Annotated in this window: 12 protein-coding genes; 2 read left to right on the plus strand and 10 right to left on the minus strand. The window is 43.0% G+C overall.

The window, feature by feature from the left end; genetic code table 11:
* Positions 1 to 47 precede the first annotated feature (47 nt).
* Entirely contained in the window at positions 48 to 3,617 is a 3,570-nt protein-coding gene (gene rpoB, locus D7D50_RS02090; RefSeq protein ID WP_117744988.1) for a DNA-directed RNA polymerase subunit beta, read from the minus strand.
* A gap of 422 nt (positions 3,618 to 4,039) precedes the next feature.
* Positions 4,040 to 6,508, minus strand: a complete 2,469-nt coding sequence (pbp1b, locus tag D7D50_RS02095) for a penicillin-binding protein PBP1B (protein WP_418856566.1) — start codon at positions 6,506 to 6,508, stop codon at positions 4,040 to 4,042.
* A gap of 208 nt (positions 6,509 to 6,716) precedes the next feature.
* Between pbp1b and tyrS the strand changes: the two genes are divergently transcribed.
* Both tyrS and D7D50_RS02105 read left to right on the plus strand, forming a co-directional pair.
* A complete protein-coding gene (gene tyrS, locus D7D50_RS02100) occupies positions 6,717 to 7,973 on the plus strand; it encodes a tyrosine--tRNA ligase (protein ID WP_120701363.1) in 1,257 nt (418 codons plus the stop codon).
* 56 nt (positions 7,974 to 8,029) lie between these two features.
* Positions 8,030 to 8,872 carry a methyltransferase domain-containing protein gene (locus tag D7D50_RS02105; RefSeq protein WP_120701364.1) on the plus strand — a complete coding sequence of 281 codons (843 nt, stop codon included), beginning with the start codon at positions 8,030 to 8,032 and terminating at the stop codon, positions 8,870 to 8,872.
* A 52-nt stretch (positions 8,873 to 8,924) separates the two neighbouring features.
* Here the strand turns inward: D7D50_RS02105 and D7D50_RS02110 are convergent, their stop codons facing one another.
* From D7D50_RS02110 to D7D50_RS02145, 8 genes are all read right to left on the minus strand, one after another.
* A complete protein-coding gene (locus D7D50_RS02110) occupies positions 8,925 to 10,223 on the minus strand; it encodes a response regulator transcription factor (protein WP_120701365.1) in 1,299 nt (432 codons plus the stop codon).
* Positions 10,224 to 10,235: 12 nt separating this feature from the next.
* Positions 10,236 to 11,882 carry a sensor histidine kinase gene (locus tag D7D50_RS02115; RefSeq protein WP_120701366.1) on the minus strand — a complete coding sequence of 549 codons (1,647 nt, stop codon included), beginning with the start codon at positions 11,880 to 11,882 and terminating at the stop codon, positions 10,236 to 10,238.
* 2 nt (positions 11,883 to 11,884) lie between these two features.
* Complete coding sequence (locus D7D50_RS02120; protein ID WP_120701367.1) at positions 11,885 to 12,496, minus strand: YesL family protein; 612 nt, start codon at positions 12,494 to 12,496, stop codon at positions 11,885 to 11,887.
* 194 nt (positions 12,497 to 12,690) lie between these two features.
* Complete coding sequence (locus D7D50_RS02125) at positions 12,691 to 14,172, minus strand: ABC transporter substrate-binding protein (protein ID WP_023022065.1); 1,482 nt, start codon at positions 14,170 to 14,172, stop codon at positions 12,691 to 12,693.
* Between the two features lie 63 nt (positions 14,173 to 14,235).
* Positions 14,236 to 15,168 (minus strand): carbohydrate ABC transporter permease, encoded by a 933-nt coding sequence (locus D7D50_RS02130; protein WP_023022064.1) that lies wholly within the window; start codon positions 15,166 to 15,168, stop codon positions 14,236 to 14,238.
* 13 nt (positions 15,169 to 15,181) lie between these two features.
* Positions 15,182 to 16,111, minus strand: coding sequence for an ABC transporter permease (locus D7D50_RS02135; RefSeq protein WP_120701368.1), 930 nt, complete (start codon positions 16,109 to 16,111; stop codon positions 15,182 to 15,184).
* A gap of 215 nt (positions 16,112 to 16,326) precedes the next feature.
* Positions 16,327 to 18,207 (minus strand): beta-N-acetylhexosaminidase, encoded by a 1,881-nt coding sequence (locus D7D50_RS02140; RefSeq protein ID WP_120701369.1) that lies wholly within the window; start codon positions 18,205 to 18,207, stop codon positions 16,327 to 16,329.
* On the minus strand, positions 18,201 to 19,070 hold the full coding sequence (locus tag D7D50_RS02145; protein WP_023022061.1) for an ROK family protein: 870 nt from the start codon (positions 19,068 to 19,070) through the stop codon (positions 18,201 to 18,203). Before D7D50_RS02145 ends, D7D50_RS02140 begins: the two co-directional genes overlap by 7 nt.
* Positions 19,071 to 19,109 lie beyond the last annotated feature (39 nt).

Raw genomic sequence — 19,109 nt, forward strand, 5'->3', positions numbered from 1 at the left:
ATAGACAACCTTCTCAGGCTTTCTACTCTCTTGAACTACATATTTTATTAATCTTCTTTCCCTTCAGCTTCGAAAGCTGCGCGAGCTTCCTTAGCTGCTTTTTCACGTGCTTTTTCTAGATCATCTACGTGGATAACATCGTCGTCTTCCCCTTCGTCAAGGTCGCGAAGTTCAACTTCTTTGTCATCTTCATCTAGGACACGCATATCCAATCCAAGTGATTGCAATTCTTTCACGAGTACTCGGAAGGACTCTGGCACACCTGGTTTTGGAATTGGTTTTCCTTTGGTAATCGCTTCATAAGCTTTCAAACGTCCGTTGACATCATCTGACTTGTAGGTCAAGATTTCTTGAAGGACATTAGACGCACCATAAGCCTCAAGGGCCCAAACTTCCATTTCCCCGAAACGTTGTCCACCAAACTGAGCTTTACCTCCGAGTGGTTGTTGGGTAACCATTGAGTATGGTCCGACAGAACGAGCATGGAGTTTATCATCAACCATGTGGTGAAGCTTGATCATGTACATGACACCGACAGAAACACGGTTGTCAAATGGCTCACCTGTACGGCCATCGTAAAGAATGGTCTTAGCATCGCTATCCATACCTGCTTCACGAACAGTATCCCAGAGGTCTTCTGAGCTTGCTCCGTCAAAGACTGGTGTTGCGATGTGGATGCCCAAGTTACGAGCTGCCATACCAAGGTGAAGTTCCATAACCTGACCGATATTCATACGTGATGGCACCCCAAGTGGGTTCAACATGATATCAACCGGTGTACCATCTGGAAGATATGGCATGTCTTCAACAGGAACAATACGAGAAACAACCCCTTTGTTTCCGTGACGACCGGCCATCTTATCTCCGACGCGGATCTTGCGTTTTTGTGCGATGTAAACACGAACCAACATGTTCACACCAGATTGCAATTCATCTCCGTTTGCACGCGTAAAGATCTTGACATCGCGAACGACTCCATCTCCACCGTGAGGAACACGAAGGGATGTATCACGCACTTCACGAGATTTATCTCCAAAGATGGCGTGGAGGAGACGTTCTTCAGCAGAAAGGTCTTTCTCACCCTTCGGTGTGACCTTACCAACTAAGATATCGCCTTCTTTCACTTCCGCACCAATACGGATAATTCCCATTTCATCAAGGTTTCTGAGGGCATCTTCCCCTACGTTTGGAATTTCACGAGTGATTTCTTCAGGGCCTAACTTGGTATCGCGCGTTTCTGATTCGAATTCTTCCAAGTGAACAGATGTGTAGACATCTTCTTTGACCAAGCGTTCGCTCATGATAACGGCATCCTCGAAGTTGTAGCCTTCCCAAGTCATGTAGGCAACGATTGGGTTTTGACCAAGGGCCATTTCCCCTTTTTCCATAGATGGACCATCTGCGATAAAGTCACCTTTTTCAACGACATCGCCAACTTTCACAAGGGTACGTTGGTTGTAGGCAGTACCTGAGTTTGAACGACGGAATTTTTGGATGTGGTAAACATCAAGGGATCCATCTTCCCGACGAACTTCTACCTTGTCTGCATCCGCATAAGTAACCTTACCATCGTGTTGGGCAATGACTGCAGCTCCTGAGTCATGGGCTGCTTGGTATTCCATACCAGTACCCACGTAAGGCGCTTTTGGATCAATCAATGGTACAGCCTGACGCTGCATGTTGGCACCCATAAGGGCACGGTTGGAGTCATCGTTTTCCAAGAAAGGAATACATGCTGTCGCAACGGCAACTACTTGTTTTGGAGATACGTCCATGTAGTCGACTTGATCAGATGGGAACTCTTGGTTGTTACCACGGTGACGCCCCATAACGATTGGCTCGGCAAAACCACCTTTTTCATTCAACTTAGAGTTGGACTGTGCTACGATGTACTCATCTTCTTCATCAGCTGTCAACCAAACGATTTCGTTAGTCACCACACCTTTTTCACGGTCTACTTTACGGTATGGTGTTTGGATGAAACCATACTTGTTCAAGTGTCCATATGAAGACAAGTTATTAATCAAACCGATGTTTGGTCCTTCAGGTGTTTCGATTGGACACATACGACCATAGTGAGTGTAGTGCACGTCACGGACTTCATATCCAGCGCGGTCACGTGTCAAACCACCAGGCCCTAAGGCTGACAAACGACGTTTGTGGGACAACTCAGAAAGTGGGTTGTGTTGGTCCATGAACTGGGACAATTGTGAAGAACCAAAAAATTCTTTAATCGCTGCAGTCACTGGACGAATGTTGATGATTTGTTGCGGTGTTAATACTTCGTTATCTTGAACAGACATGCGTTCACGGACATTACGTTCCATCCGTGAAAGTCCAAGACGCACTTGGTTAGCAAGCAATTCACCAACCGCACGGATCCGACGGTTTCCAAGGTGGTCGATATCATCGACACGGCCAAGACCTTCAGCCAAGTTAAGGAAGTAGCTCATCTCAGCAAGGATATCGGCTGGAGTGATGGTACGAACCTTATCATCTGGATTAGCATTGCCGATGATAGTGACAACGCGGTCTGGATCAGTAGGCGCCACAACTTTGAATTTTTGAAGAACGACTGGTTCTGTCAAGACTGCTGAATCATTTGGAGTGTAGACAATCTTGTTCAAGTCACCGTCCAAATGTTCTGAGATGCTGTCGATGACGTCGCGCGTCATCACTGTTCCAGCTTCTACAAGGATTTCGCCTGTTTCAGCATCTACCAATGGTTCTGCGATTGTTTGGTTCAACAAGCGGTTCTTGATATTGAGTTTCTTGTTGATCTTGTAACGACCAACTGGTGCCAAGTCATAACGACGTGGGTCAAAGAAACGGGCTACTAACAAGCTACGTGAGCTTTCCGCTGTTTTTGGCTCACCTGGACGAAGACGCTCATAAATTTCTTTGAGGGCTTCATCTGTTCGTGAATCCATTGGGTTCTTATGAATATCTTTCTCGACAGTGTTGCGAACCAATTCGCTATCCCCAAAGATATCAAAAATCTCATCATCACCAGAGAAACCAAGGGCACGAACCAAGGTCGTAAATGGAATCTTACGCGTACGGTCAATACGAGTGTAAGCAATATCTTTTGAGTCTGTTTCAAGTTCTAGCCAAGCTCCACGGTTCGGAATAACCGTTGATCCATAGCCAACCTTACCATTCTTGTCCACTTTATCATTGAAGTAGACACCTGGTGAACGAACGAGCTGGGATACGATGATCCGCTCTCCACCATTGATGATAAAGGTCCCCATCTCAGTCATGATTGGGAAATCACCAAAGAAAACTTCTTGAGTTTTAATTTCTCCTGTTTCCTTGTTAACCAAGCGGAAGGTTACAAAGATTGGAGCAGAATAACTCGCATCATGGATACGTGCTTCTTCCAAGGTATACTTTGGTTCTCTGATCTCATAGCCGACAAATTCCAACTCCATTGTGTCGGTGAAGTTCGAAATTGGCAATACATCTTCGAAAACTTCTTTCAAACCATGATCCAGAAAATCTTTAAATGAATCCGTTTGGATTTCAATCAAATTTGGTAAATCAAGAACTTCTTTGATTCTTGAAAAACTACGACGGGTCCGATGTTTCCCGTATTGAACGTCATGTCCTGCCAAAGTTTTAACTCCTTTTTCTATACTAGGATACCAGCTAGGGGAAGCCCCTCTCTGAAGATCCGGTTTCTAGATCGCTTTTGACTACATCAGAATAGTTCTCATCCAGTCGAAACGATGTTATGAAGGGGGTGTGATCTACATCACGTGAGAAGAAATCTCCTCCGTATCATTTATCCTTTTTGGAATTTTTAGAAAGATTAAGTTTGTGTGACAAACCCAGTTTTTTCTAAAAATAGGCACAAAAAGAGCAGCTAAATCGACTTTTATAAAGTTTGATTTAACTGCTGTAAGCTTCTATTTGGACAATATTTCAAATAAAGCGCACGACAAATTACTTGTTCTTATTATATCGTATTTTCACAAAAAACACAAGGTTTTCTCTAGACATGAAAACGATTTTATGGTATTGCCCCTCATTATTTTTATCGGTTTTGACCACTAGATGATGAACTGCTTGTCGTGTTCGAACTACTTGTCGTGTTTGAACTACTTGTCGTGTTCGAATTGCTTGTCCGGTTGGTATTTCGATTTCCATTGGAAGTCCCCCCTGAACCGCCTAAGATTCCAGCCCAGGCACTAGCATAATCACTATCTGATCCACCAATCGCGAACCGATAGGTCGTTTGTGGAGCGCCATTTTTAGCCCAATAGCTCGTAACCGTTGCACCTGACACATCGATATCACGACCATTGACATTGACACGACCAGGTCGTTGTCCAGTAGATTTCAAAACAGTAGATGAAATGACACTGCTATCTAGAGTGAAGCGGTCTTGCACTCCCCAAGCATTTGGATCCGCCTGATAGATGGCATTTGCTAAATAGGCCATGTAACTTGCGTTATTATTGTATCCTGTCAACGGAGCCATGGAAGCATTGTTATCGTGTCCAATCCAGCCACCTAAGGTGAGATTTGGAGTAGAAAGCATGAGCCACATATCTCCATTCTCATTGGTAGTTCCGGTTTTTCCAATCCAATCAGCGTTTGCAAGGGTTGGATTGACCTGGCTGATCCGGCTCTTAAAGGTTGTAGTCGCACCAGAACTGATGACCCCTCTTAACAGATCTTGCATGATGGTCGCAGCCGCTGCTGAATAAACCCGTGTTGGCTTGCTTTCGTGCTGGTAAACAACTTTCCCATCTCGATCCATGATTTTTTCAATCATGTAGCGCTTTTGGTAATTCCCATTATTGGCAAGGGTTTGATAACCATTTGTATGTTGAGCAACGCTTACTTCGATTCCGCCTCCCATTGGCAGACTTTCAATCCCATACTCAGCGATGTCGTAGCCCATTTTTTCCATATATCCTGGGACATCGACACCCTTTTCACGAAGAGTACGATAGGTCCAATAAGCTGGGATATTCCATGAGGTGTTGAGGGCCTCTCGGAGGTCCATCATCCCAGTCCCTCGGTTATCCACGTGCATAATTGGCTCTCCACTAGAGAAGTTGGTTGGGTAATTAGAGAGGATACTATTGCTTCCCATCAAGCCTTGGTCAATGGCAATCCCATAGGCCAGCAAGGGTTTAATGGTAGACCCTGGAGAACGCTCCGTGTCAAAAGCATGGTTATTTTGATTCCCGTCAAAATTCCGTCCCCCGACAAAGCCAAGAATAGCCCCTGTTCGGTTGTCCATAAGGACATTCCCTACTTCTACCGTACCCGTTCCATCGTCCAAGATACCTCCATAATTGGCAACTGCTTCTTGCATGGCATTGTAGATAGCTTTGTTAATAGTGGTTTGGACCGTATAGCCACCCTCTCTCAATTCTTTCTTCGCCAACTCTTGATAAGATTTAACGGTCGAATTGTTTTTTAGGTCGTGGCTAGAGACGTTGTCTCTCTTGATTAAATACTCATACATGGCTTCTTCCGCTTCACTGACGGCTTGGAAATACAAGTAGTCGTGTGGCGTCTTCTCGATGCCATTTGACGGAAGGAAATCCTTACTTAAATCATATTGACTATATTGGTTGTACTCTTCCTTAGTGATAGCCCCTGTCCGATACATATTGTACAAGACATCCTTTGCCCGATCCAAGCCTAAAGCTTGATTTTCTGGAGTTTTGAGACTTCCATCAGAAGCATAAGGTGAGTAGACAATTGGGCTCTGTGGCAAACCAGCAATAAAGGCTGCCTGTGGAATGGTCAAGTCTTTGGCAGAAACTCCAAAAATCCCTTGAGCTGCCGCTTCTACTCCAGCAATATTTTGTCCACGGTTGTTTCGACCAAATGGAGATACATTGAGGTAGGTCGTTAAAATCTCGTCCTTATCCATCACCCGCTCAAGAGCAAGGGCATCGATAATCTCCGCAGCTTTCCGTGAGAAGGTCGGTGCATCTCCCACAACTTGTTGTTTGATCAACTGTTGGGTCAAAGTCGAACCCCCACTAGAGGAACCTACTCCAGCAACTGAACCCAAGGTAGCCCGGATTACTGCTTTTGGAACAACTCCGTTATGGCTGTTAAAATTCTCATCCTCTGTGGCAATGACAGCCTTTTTGACATTGTCCGAAATCGCATCCTTTTGAACAGGAATCCGAATGAGGTCACTATCAATATCAGAAATGACACTCCCATCTGAGTAGGAAATCTTTGAAACACTGGAAATGTTTCGTACTTGTTGAACCAGCTGTGTTGGATCCGGTGTTTCTGTCGCATTAAATAGACTGGCCGCATAGCCAATCGCAATCCCTGCACCAAACAAGAGACCACCTAAAGCAAACACTAGTAGCACATCCCAAAGGAGCTTCATGGTTCGGAGAACTGTCGCTACGAAATCTCCTAATGACCAGCCCTCCTTGTCTTCTTTCTCATTGACTTCAACAGTCATTTTGGCAAAGAAGCCTTTTATTTTCTTCCCGCACTTTGTAAAAAATTCTCTCATTTGACTCACTCTATTTCTCCTTGTCCTTCCTATTATACCAAATGGACTACTTTCTTTTCAATTCCTAAAGTTGAGAACACTGTTTCCAATTGGATTTTTTTCGTCCATTCATTGCTATTTCAAGTCATTATGGTAAAATAGAGAGAAACCATACAGATACTGGACTGTTTTCATCGATCTGGCCAGTAGCTTAGAAAAGGAGAGAACGATGCACATTTTTGATGAGCTAAAAGAACGTGGTTTGATTTTCCAAACGACTGACGAAGATGCTTTGCGTAAAGCCCTAGAAGAAGGACAAGTATCGTATTATACTGGCTACGATCCAACTGCTGATAGTTTGCACCTTGGGCACCTTGTTGCAATCTTGACCAGTCGTCGCTTACAATTGGCAGGCCACAAACCTTATGCGCTTGTCGGTGGTGCGACCGGACTCATTGGAGACCCTTCTTTCAAAGATGCCGAGCGCAGTTTACAAACTAAGGAGACTGTAGACGGTTGGGTCACTTCTATCCAAGGGCAATTGTCTCGTTTCTTAGATTTTGAAAATGGGGAAAACAAGGCTGTCATGGTCAACAACTATGACTGGTTTGGCAGCATCAGCTTCATTGACTTCCTTCGCGACATCGGAAAATACTTTACTGTCAACTACATGATGAGCAAGGAATCTGTGAAGAAACGAATTGAAACAGGGATTTCTTACACTGAATTTGCCTACCAAATCATGCAAGGCTACGACTTCTTTGTCCTCAACCAAGACCACAATGTCACTCTGCAAATCGGTGGTTCTGACCAATGGGGAAATATGACAGCTGGTACTGAGTTGCTTCGTCGGAAGGCTGACAAGACTGGTCACGTTATCACTGTGCCCCTCATCACAGATGCAACTGGTAAGAAATTCGGTAAATCTGAAGGGAATGCTGTTTGGCTCAACCCAGAAAAGACTTCTCCATACGAAATGTACCAATTCTGGATGAACGTCATGGACGCTGACGCAGTTCGCTTCTTGAAAATCTTTACCTTCTTGTCACTGGATGAGATTGAAGAAATCCGCAAACAATTCGAAGCAGCTCCACACGAACGCTTGGCTCAAAAAGTCCTTGCTCGTGAAGTCGTGACTCTGGTTCACGGAGAAGAAGCCTACAAAGAAGCCCTTAACATCACTGAGCAACTCTTTGCAGGAAACATCAAAAGCCTTTCTGTCAAAGAACTCAAACAAGGACTTCGTGGTGTGCCAAACTACCAAGTACAAGCAGACGAAAACCACAACATCGTAGAATTGCTCGTATCATCTGGCGTAGTTAACTCAAAACGCCAAGCCCGTGAAGACGTACAAAACGGAGCTATCTACGTCAACGGTGACCGCATCCAAGACCTTGACTATGTCTTAAGTGATGCAGATAAGTTAGAGAACGAACTCACTGTTATCCGCCGTGGGAAGAAAAAATACTTTGTCTTGACTTATTAAAAAGAAGACCTCTGAAACTATGACTTTCAGAGGTTTTTTGGTACACTAGAAGTATCATGACGATCAAACCAAAATTACAACGATTTCAGACCGCAACAGCTTTTGCCTGTCCCATCTGTCAGGAAGCCCTTGACCTGGTCCAACAAAGCTTGACTTGTCCCAACCGCCACTCCTTTGATCTTGCTAAGTTTGGCTATGTGAACTTGGCTCCACAAGTGAAGTCCTCTAAGGACTATGACAAGGAGAGTTTCCAAAACCGGCAACTAGTTTTAGAGAACGGCTTCTACGACCATATCCTTACTACCCTATCAGAATGCTTGTCTCCACTGGACCATCCATCTAACATTTTAGATATTGGTTGCGGGGAAGGGTACTATTCTCGCAGCTTGCAAGAACGGTATCCAGACCATTCCTTTTACGCCTTCGATTTGTCTAAGGAATCGATCCAGCTAGCTGCTAAGAGCGACCATGAATGGAAGGTCAAGTGGTTTGTCGGGGACCTAGCTCGCCTCCCTCTTTTAGACCAGAGTATGGACCTTCTTCTAGACATCTTTTCGCCAGCGAACTATCAGGAATTTAAACGGGTCCTGGCCCCAGACGGTCGCCTTATCAAGGTCATCCCAACAGCAAGCCATCTGCAAGAAATTCGTCAGAAGGTTAAGGAGCACCTCGATCAGGCCGATTATTCCAATGAGCAGATTATTCAACATTTCTCTGATCATTTTACGGTTGAACAAAGCCTCCATTGCCAGGAAACTTTCGAACTCACACCAGCATTGCGGGAGGCTCTTCTGAGCATGACGCCTCTCCTCTTTCATGTCGATGCATCTCAAATCGACTGGAGCGATTTGACTCACATCACTATTTCTGCCACTATTTTGGTTGGAAGAAACAACTAACAAACACCCTCCATTGATTGACAAATGGAGGGTCTTTTTTTATGTTTATAGATTAGTCACTTTCCTCTACGCCGATTTGTTGACGGTAGGCTTTGGGCGACTTGCCACACAACTTGCGGAAAACCTTGTAAAAGTAACCGACATTACTGTAGCCTACTTCATAGCAAATATCTTCAATACTTTCAGTTGTGGATAAAAGTAACTGTTGGGCCGCTTTGATCCGTTGTTTATTCAAGAGCTCAGCAAAGGTGGAATTGGTCTCACGTTTAATCAATTGTCCTAAATAAACGGGATTGATATAGAGATCTTTGCTGATATCCTTGAGCGACAGTTCCTTCCGATAGTCACGTCCGATAACTTCCAAGACAGTCGCCACATTATTGTTCATTCGATATTGAGAGAAGAAATTCTCCAATTGGTTCCGAACGCAGGTAACAAGATCCTCGAAAGTCGTTGTCTCATGAACAGTTTTCACAACTTCTGTCAGGTCATCTCCATGCAAGTGTTCAAATAAATGAAAGACATCCATAATGAACTGAATAAAGAGTTGCTTGGCTATCGCCACTTTTGGAGTATGGCTTTTCACGGTTTCTTCCAACCAGTTCAACTCCTCTAAAATCTGTTGGATATTCCCCTGGATGATGACACGGTAGATGGGTTCGTAGTAATTAAAGACGCCATCTTCTTCTTCCAAAGGGAGATCCCCATAAAATAGACTTCGTTCAACAAGCTCTTTAAATTGTTGAAAATGTTCCTTATAAGGTGCTTGGAAACGACGCTGTAGGAAAGCCCCCTCATCCTCATCTGAAAGATAGAGTTGAAGATTTTGTCCCAAGACCTGATAAGACGAACTGGCAAAGCCTTTCCTTTCCTTATCCACTCCAATCCAGAGTTGCTTTCTTCCTCGGATGGCCTGCTCAAACTCTTCTTCTGACCAATCTTCATGAAGGAGCCGATTGGCCGTCTCTTGATCTGGGTTTTTCAGAGTTTGAGATAATTTTTCTAGGATATTCCCCAACTCCACCTTATTGACAGGCTTTAACAGATAGTCTGCTACCCGGAGGTTTAAGGCTTTTTTTACATAAGCAAAATCTTGGTAACCTGACATAATGATATAAGCTGCATGGGGAAGAATGGACTGCATTTGATCAATCATTTCCAGACCAGTTTTTCCTGGCATATTGACATCCGTAATCACGATATCTACTGGATAATCCGCAACATAAGCCAAGGCCTGATCCGCATCCTCTGCTGTGTACACAACCTCCATGTCCCATTTTTCAAAGGGAATCAGTTTTTTCAACCCCTCAGTAATCATATATTCATCGTCAACCAATAAGACTTTATACACGATTTCTTCCTCTTAAGTGTCCTCGATGGTAATCGTATAGAGGACACCTTTTCCTTTTTCTGATGTAATTTGAATGTGGTAACGATCCCCAAAGTAGAGAAGGAAACGCTCGTGGACATTGACAATCCCAATTGATTGTCGTTCCTTACTCTCTTCTACTTCTTCTCGAGGATCCCTATGACTCAATATTTGTTGGATCCGTTGCAACTGGTTCGGTTCCATTCCTCTCCCGTTGTCTTGAACACGAATCTCCACAGCTTCTCCAACACGACGGACTTTGATACTAATGACATTGTCCTTGCGTTTGTGATCAACTCCATGAACAAAATAATTTTCCACTAGCGGCTGAAGAGTAAACTTCGGAATAACCATCTCTTCCAGACCGGGTTCAATTTTAAAGCCATAGGCAATTGATTTTGGATAGCGCACCATACAGAGATAGCTGTATTTTCTACAAAATTCCAACTCATTTTCGATGGTCGTCTCTTTCTCCTCTGAAATATTGTTTCGAAGGAGACTGCTAAATTCGTAAATAATATCGGCTAATTCTTCTTGATCCTGCATGACTGCATACATGCGAATAAACTCCATGGTATTATACATGAAATGCGGATTAATCTGCGCTTGTAAGGCCTTCATATTGGCATCTTTTTGGCTCAGTTGTAGCTGATAGATATCCCGAATAGACTTGTCCATATTGTCCAACATGGTATTGGTCATTTCTGCAACTAGGAGGAGTTCCTGCTCTTTGGTATCCACATTGATCCGTCGCTCAGAGTCCCCCTGGCTGATGGCTTCCATGGTATCTACCAAATCCAACACTTGTCTTTGGTAATTACGGAAAATTCGTTGAAGCAAGAGATACAAGACTAAGACCAGGATTAAGGCGACCGAAATCATCCAGGTAAAACTAAATAAGGCTGTTCGAACCGTGTAAGAGGTCGGAATCCCAACCCAGATTTGATAACCGTAAGCAGTATCCCGCACAATCCACTGACTATGATCTTCTGGATTGATGTCTCCCCTGTGGTAAAAAACCTTCCCCAAGGGATTATAAATCTGGACGGCAACTGGAATCGTGTCTTGAATATTGTCGACGACAGAATCCAAAAGTGCTGGATTGATTTTAATGTAAGCCAGTCCAATATTTTCGCCAGTCGTAACATCCGTCAAGGAGACTGGGATTGCTTGTGAACTAGCCACGTATTGATCCGCTGGAACTTGTTGCCCTCCTTTTTTACTTTTACTGGAGACAAAGACCGTTGTGTAGTCATTTAACACCAAATCAATTTCATCCAGGGCGTCGTGTTCCAAGTAAAGAGTCTCAACATTGCGGTGCAGGGAGACTTGAATATAGTTGGAAAAATAATGATCCAGTCGCCAACTTTCGTATTCAGAAGGTGTCAAGGAAAAATATTTATAAACACCTTCAAGTTTGGCTGGATTTTCAACCAGACTCTTCCCCCATTGAGAAGATCTCTTATAAATATCCTCTACCTCAGCAGTCAAGCGAGAGGAAATCAACTGAGCGATTCGATCTGTCTCTGCCTTCTGATTATGCCAATAAATCAAAGAAACCGTCACACCTAAGGTCGTGATAATCCCGACCATGATATAGGCATAGAATTTCAAAAGTGTTGCTAACCATATTTTTTTCATAATTAAGAAACCACTTTAGACCGAATTGTTTCATAGACGGGTTGAAAAATATCATTGACAAAGAAATGCCACAAGCCCAGTAAAACAAAGAAAAATAAAGCTGGAACAAAATGGGTGACAACCCCAAGAAGAAAGGTCCCCAAGAGAAACTTCGTCACTGCACGAATATCAAGAAAAGCACCAATAAAGCTCAACTTCAAGCTATTGAGATAGGACAACTCAAAATGGACCTGAAGCTTGAGGTAGACTGCAAAAGTCAAGGGAGCTACCAACAAGAAAATCAAATTGACCAATAAGATAAAAATCTGAAATAGGGACAAGTGGGGCAATTGAATCATCAGATACATACCATAAATAAGAATTGCTTCGATTAAAAAAAATGTATAGAAAACCTGGTTGGCAGGACGGAAATTTTCTTTATAGAGCGCCCAAGCCTCAGACCAACCATATTGCTTGTAATCAGATCCATGTTCGGCATATAGACTCATAATCGTTGCACTAGCTGGCCCAAACCCAAACAGGATCCCTCCACAGAAGGTTAAAGCCCAAAAGATCCCTGTTGCCAACATGGCTAAGTAGACCCTTGTAAAAATTAATTCAATCATTCTTCCCATAATTTGTCTCCATGTTCATTTGCTGTAGAGGGGAGCTTACGACTTAGTATAGTTTCCCTAGTACAACTGATGATTATACCCTATATTATAGCACATTTCCCCTGATGGTTTCGATTTCAAAATTATCAACAGAAAAGACTTTGAAGTGCGAAGACCTCAAAGTCTTTTGATAGACTTAAGCAAGTAATGCTAGCTTATTTCTTAGCAGCAAGGTACTCATCGTATTGTTTTTGGATTTCATCCAAGACTTTTTGGTAGGCACCTTCTGATTTCAATTTTTCAAGCATCTTAGGAATTTCAACTTCAGGATCTACTGTACCTGTATTGATGGCACTTGTGAATTGGTTCAAAGTGTTAGTAAGGGCAGTGATTTCTGATTTCACGTTTTCAGTGTTGAAGATGAATCCAAGTGCTGGAGATTCTTTTGCAGTTTCCAAGTCTTTCTTAGATTGTGCAATTTGCTCATCCGTTACGTTTTCGTTGATGTAAAGAATCCAGTTGTTACCAGTGTTCCATCCAGACATGTGAGTATTTCCGTTGTAGCCATCCAAGACTTTCACACGGTTTTCTTTACCTTCAACTTTTTCCCAGTTCTTGCCTTCTGGACCATAAACAAGACCGTTCAAGAGTTCTGGGTTTGTATTCAAGAGGTTCAATACTTCCATTGCTTTTTCTTTGTTCTTAGAGTTGTTTGAGATGACAAAGTTTGCAACTTGAGTAGTGTTGTTCTTCTTGTAAAGTTGAGTGAATGGTTTGATTTCGATCTTACGGTTTGCTACACGAGTAAGCAAGCTGTTACCGTAGTCAGCAGGTCCTACTGTTTCTTCACGTACCAACCAAGTATCTTGAGAAAGGTCATATCCAGTGTCGCTTGTAGCTACGTCTTTTGGAATGTAGCCAGCTTCATAGTATTTATGAAGAGTCTTCAAATTTTCAACATAACGTGGAATAGTGTAACGGTCAACGATCTTAGTTGTGTCACCTTGCAAATCGACAACGAATGGAAGTCCATCTACTGCAATGTAATCGAAGTCATCAGAAGGTCCACCGTAGCTCTTGTTCATTGCGAATGGAACAACGTTTGGATCTTTTTCTTTGATGGCTTTCAAGACTGGTTCAAGTGAAGCGTAGTCTTTCACATCTGAAATATCGATACCATATTTTTCAAGAAGTGGTCCGTTGAAGGCAAAGTTTTGTGAAGATGCAACGTTAGCTGCAACTGGAACAGCATAAATCTTGCCGTTTACAGTATTCCCTTTGATATAAGCTGGGTCAAGTGCTTCATAAAGCTCTTTCCCTTCTTTCTTATACAAGTCTGTCAAGTCAGCATAAGCACCTTTTTGAGCGTTGATGACATAGTTGTTTGCAAAGGCAATATCGTAGTTTTCACCAGATGAAATGATAACGTTCATCTTCTTGTCATAGTCACCCCAACCAAGGTATTGGATGTCTAATTTAACACCAGCTTTTTCTTCGATGATCTTGTTAGCATTTTCTAACAAAGTATCCAAGTTATCAGGTTTGTCACCGATTTGGTACATTTTGATAACTGTTTTACCATCTTCACTCTTAGATGATTTTTGGTTATCACCTGTCAAGTTACCACAAGCAGCAAGAGTTGCTCCAAGTGCGAGAACGCTAGCAGAAGCTAAAGCATATTTTTTCCAATTTTTCATGAGAAAAACTCCTTTTTTATTTTTCTTTATTAACATTATGAAGGGTGGATGAACAAGAGTTGCTTACTCTTTAACACCACCGATGGTCAATCCTTTTACAAAGTAACGTTGGAAGAATGGATAGAGGATAGCGATTGGAACTGTTGCCACCACCACCATGGCCATCCGTCCAGTTTCCTTAGGAAGGGATTGGACCGCACCAGCGATTTGGCTAGATGCACCGACTGATTTAGAGATGTAATCCATGTTATTTTGGATTTGCATCAGCAAGTATTGAAGAGGATAGAGGTTTTCACTCTTGATATAGAGAAGGGCGTTGAACCAGTCATTCCAGAAGCCAAGGGCCGTGAAGAGACTGATCGTTGCAATCCCTGGGAGAGAAAGTGGCAAACAGATCTGGAAGAAGATCCGCGTTTCACTCGCTCCATCTATCCGAGCAGACTCGAGAATTGCTTCTGGGATGGTCCGTTTGAAGAAGGTCCGCATCAAAATAATATTGAAGGGACTTAATAACATCGGAATGATGAGGGCTCCAACCGTATCCCCTAAATGAAGCAACTGAGTGGTAACGATGTAACCTGGTACCATCCCTGCACTAAAGAGCATGCTCAAAAGTGCAAAGACAGTAAAGAAGTTTCTATACTTAAAGGTTCTACGAGAGATGGCGTAGGCATAGGTTGTTGTAATAAAGACATTACATGCTGTCCCTACAATCGTCACAAACAAGGTAATAAAGAGGGCTTGCAGAATCTTATCCTTAAATTGAACAAGGAAAAGATAGCCATCTGCACCAAACTTAGCAGGCCAAAATTGGAAGCCGTGAATAGCCAAACTTTGTTCATCTGTCAAGGAAATCATGACAACGAAGATGAAGGGCAAGATACAGGATAGCGCAACCAAGCCGACGATACTACTAAAGAAGATGTCTGCTTTCTTACTGAAGGAGTGGATCCCAACATTATCAACTTTTTCTTTTTTAATTTTTGATTTTGCCATGGTATCCTCCTTTCTAGAAGAGTGCTGCATTCTTATCAATACGACGAGCTACAATGTTAGAGAGCAAGACGAGAATCAATCCAACAACTGATTGGTAAAGTCCAGCCGCTGCAGCCATCGCAATATCTCCTGATTTAGCCAGTCCATTAAAGACATAAACATCAATTACGTTAGTTACACTATAAAGAGCACCTGAGTTGTGCGGGATTTGGTAGAACAATCCGAAGTCAGCACGGAAGATATTTCCGATTGCAAGGATGGTCAAAACCGTAATTAAGGAAGACAACTGAGGAATGGTGATGTGGCGAATCCGTTGCCACTTGGATGCCCCGTCCACTGTTGCTGCTTCGTAAAAGGTTGGATCTATTCCCATGATGGTTGCGTAGTACATGACACTACTATAACCAAAGCCCTTCCAGATTCCTAAGAAAAGGAGAAGCGCCGGCCAAATGGCAACCTCTGTATAGAAGTTAATTCCTTTCATCCCAAGAGATGTCAAGACATGGTTAATCAAGCCTTTATCGACGTTTAAGAAGGCATCTGTAAAGAAGCTAATGATAACCCATGACAAGAAATAAGGGAACAGCATTGATGTTTGAAATACTTTGACCAACCGTTTAGACCGCATCTCACTAAAGATAATGGCAATCCCAACAGAAACAATCAAGCCCAAGAAAATAAAGGCTAAGTTGTATAGAACAGTATTTCTCGTAATGATATAAGCATCGTTGGAGCTAAAGAGGAATTTGAAGTTATCAAACCCAACCCACTTACTTTTCATTACGCTATCAATAAATCCCTCTCCAGTGATATGATAGTCTTTAAATGCAACAACGTTTCCCAAAACAGGTATGTAGAAGAATAAAATCAACCACACTGCACCTGGTAAAACCATCAAGAAGAAAATAAGATTTTCTCTCAAGGTCTTCAAAAACTTTTTCATCTGACTCCCTCCTTTGTTGTTTTCTCCCTTTGGTAACGTTTACATTATCAATTATAAAACTCTATGAAAACTTTTTCAAACTCCTAATTATAGAAAAAATTCTACAAATTTATGACATAGCCTTAAAAATGGAGAAAAAAGGAGAAGATAGATCTCCATTCATCGGACATTCTTCTTCTCCTTCAACATCATCTTTTTAAAGACACCTTTTTAGATTAGGTTGTATAAATGGTCGAAGCTGTTGCAATCGTATGCCATTGGTTGGCTGTCGTGGCTGCAAAGTCCTTGTCTGCGTAGAAATCATTAAATGGCAAGATCTCTACTTCCAACTCATCAATACGTGAGATAGAACCAGTTAGATAGTCTTCAATACGACTTTCTGCTCGCTTAATCCGTTGCAAGAGTCCACCCGTACGAATATCGACCGTATCCAAACCAAAGACCTTGTTTTCTTTCAACCATTGGTGGCTAAAGAGTTCATGGAAGTTTTCAATCTCACTTCTAAGTTTTGGCAATTCTTCTCTGGCGATTTGTTGCAAGCTTTCTTTATCATCTGCGTGATAGGCTTCCCGGATGCGTCTTCCCACATCAACCTTGCTACTTAAAATAGCATTTAACTGAGCCTGGGTCTCAAAGAGATAAGCGTAGACTCCAGCTTTTTCTTTAATAGCAGCAAGGGTTTCAGCAGCATGGGCAAAGTGAGGCTTGTCCTGTTCAGGTGTCATGTGCTGATCAAGAATTGGGCAAAGAACATCTTGATAAAAGACATAGCGGTTAGGATTGATCCCGCTAAGATTGCCTGGTAGATCTGGCAAGAGGTTGGCAAGGTCAAGTTGCATAAAGTCCTCAACGGATAGACCTGTATTGGTCTTGAAATGAGCAGACAAACGCTCTAAATCATTGCGATAGTTGAGTTCTGCCCAGATTTGTAGACTTGGCAGAATAGAGAACTGGGCTGTTTCACCACCATTATCTCCCCAACCAGTCACAATGACTTCTTTGATCTGATTAGCGCGGCAGGCTTTATTGGCTTCAAGAGCGATGAGACGACTGAAATGGTTGTGAGGTGTAAAACCAATCCACTTCCAAACACCACCTGCAAAGGCGATATCCTGGCTGATCTTGTGGTGATTGTTGAAGTTACGGTTGTATTTTTCTTCGCTATCCTGGTAATAATCCCAGTAAACCAAAGTCACACGGTCTTTTAGACGGTCTAAATAAAGGCGAGTTTCTTCTGGAATCTCCACATCACGGTCATACTGGCCATCTGCTGACATGAGCTTGAAGAACATATCGCTCCACATCTGACAGTGGAAACCATACTTGTCTGCGATATCCAGCACGCGCTCCAAGTGTTGGCACATAAGGAGACTACGATCCACAACGCCGTTTAGGATGAGGTAGCGTCCCAAACCAACCAAGTGGGCTTCGTCCATTCCGATATTGACCTTGCGAGTTTGCAGTTTAGACAAGGTCGCAAACATGCCATCAATCAGGTCGTACACTTTTTCTTCGCCGATGAGGAGAATGTCTTCTACATCACGAAGTTGCTGGACTTCTTTGACACCCCATTTGACAAAGGCTGACAAGTGGGCCAAAGTCTGGATACATGGTACAAAGGTCATATCAAACTGCTGGGCGTAGGCTTCGATTTCCTGTAATTCTTCAGCTGAATAAGCTCCACGGAAATAACCAAAGTAAGGTTGCCCCTCGATTTGATAGGTATCTTCCATGTAAAGTTCAAAGGTTGAGTAGCCCATGAGAGCTAAGACCTCAATCATTTGTTTGGCAGAGGCGACATTCATTACAGCATTACGGGAACAATCCGCCATATAGGCCAAGTCTTCATAAGCCGCTTGCTCCTCAATCTCCACCTTGTCACCTTCTGCTAAAGCTGTTGCTAGAACGGATAAGGCGCGGTAGAGTTGGTGTGGTTTACGATAGGTCAGTTGATAGTTACCACCCTCACCCTTGATAGAGATAGAGGCTTGATCAGACTGAGCAACTGCCACTTCTACGTCTGGTAGGGAAATGCGATTTTTTAATACCTCAATAGCTTGCGCTTGTTTGGGACTAAGTCCTGTAAAACTTACCATTGGTTTTCCTCCTGTAACCAGTTGACAAGGGCACCGTAGAGATTGGCATCTGCGCGATAGGTGCAGGCTTGAATGACTGGCGCAATTGTATACTCTTCATATCTTTCGACAAAAACATCTACTGCTTTTTGCACCCCGTTGATAAAATCTGGATTCTGACTGATAGAGCCTCCTAGGCTAATGACATCTGGGTCGATCAGATACTGAATATTGAGTAGTCCTTGAGCAAGATTACGATTCATACGCTCAATGGCTTCTTGACAAAGGACATTGCCTGCTGCAGCCTCTTGGTAAATCTTACGACCGTCCCAATCGGATTGACCAGATTTTTCATTCACATAGCGAACCATACTTCCAGTTGACGCCAGTTGCGACCAGTTATTGAGTTTCTCAGTTGGTGCAAGAGTCGTCATGTAACCAAACTCTCCACCCAAGCCATGGCGACCACGGTGTAGTTTCCCATTGATCATCATGGCTCCACCGATTCCTGTACCAATCACGACGCAGGCTGCATTTTCAATCTCAGGATGAGCCAGCAGTTCACTAAGCCCAACACAGTTGGCATCATTTTCTAGATGGACAGGTAGCTGGTGATGAGCAAGGACCTGGTACCATGAAAAACCATGGATATATGGAATGGCACTAATCCCCTCAATCACTCCTGTTTTTTGATTGACCGCACCTGGCACACTCATAGCAATCCCACGATAGTCCTGTTCTGACAAGCGTTGGTCCAACCAAGCCAACAAATCTTCTAGAGTGTCTGGAGTTGGGGTGCTGGTCTTATCTAAAATCTTTCCATCAGGAGTCAGACTAGCAAACTTAATGCCAGTCCCTCCGATATCAATCGTTGCAATGGTCATTGCTTTCACCTACAAAAAGGAGCGAGTCCGCAGTTGGTT

The organism is Streptococcus koreensis, from assembly GCF_003627135.1.
GTDB classification, from domain to species: Bacteria; Bacillota; Bacilli; order Lactobacillales; family Streptococcaceae; genus Streptococcus; species Streptococcus ilei.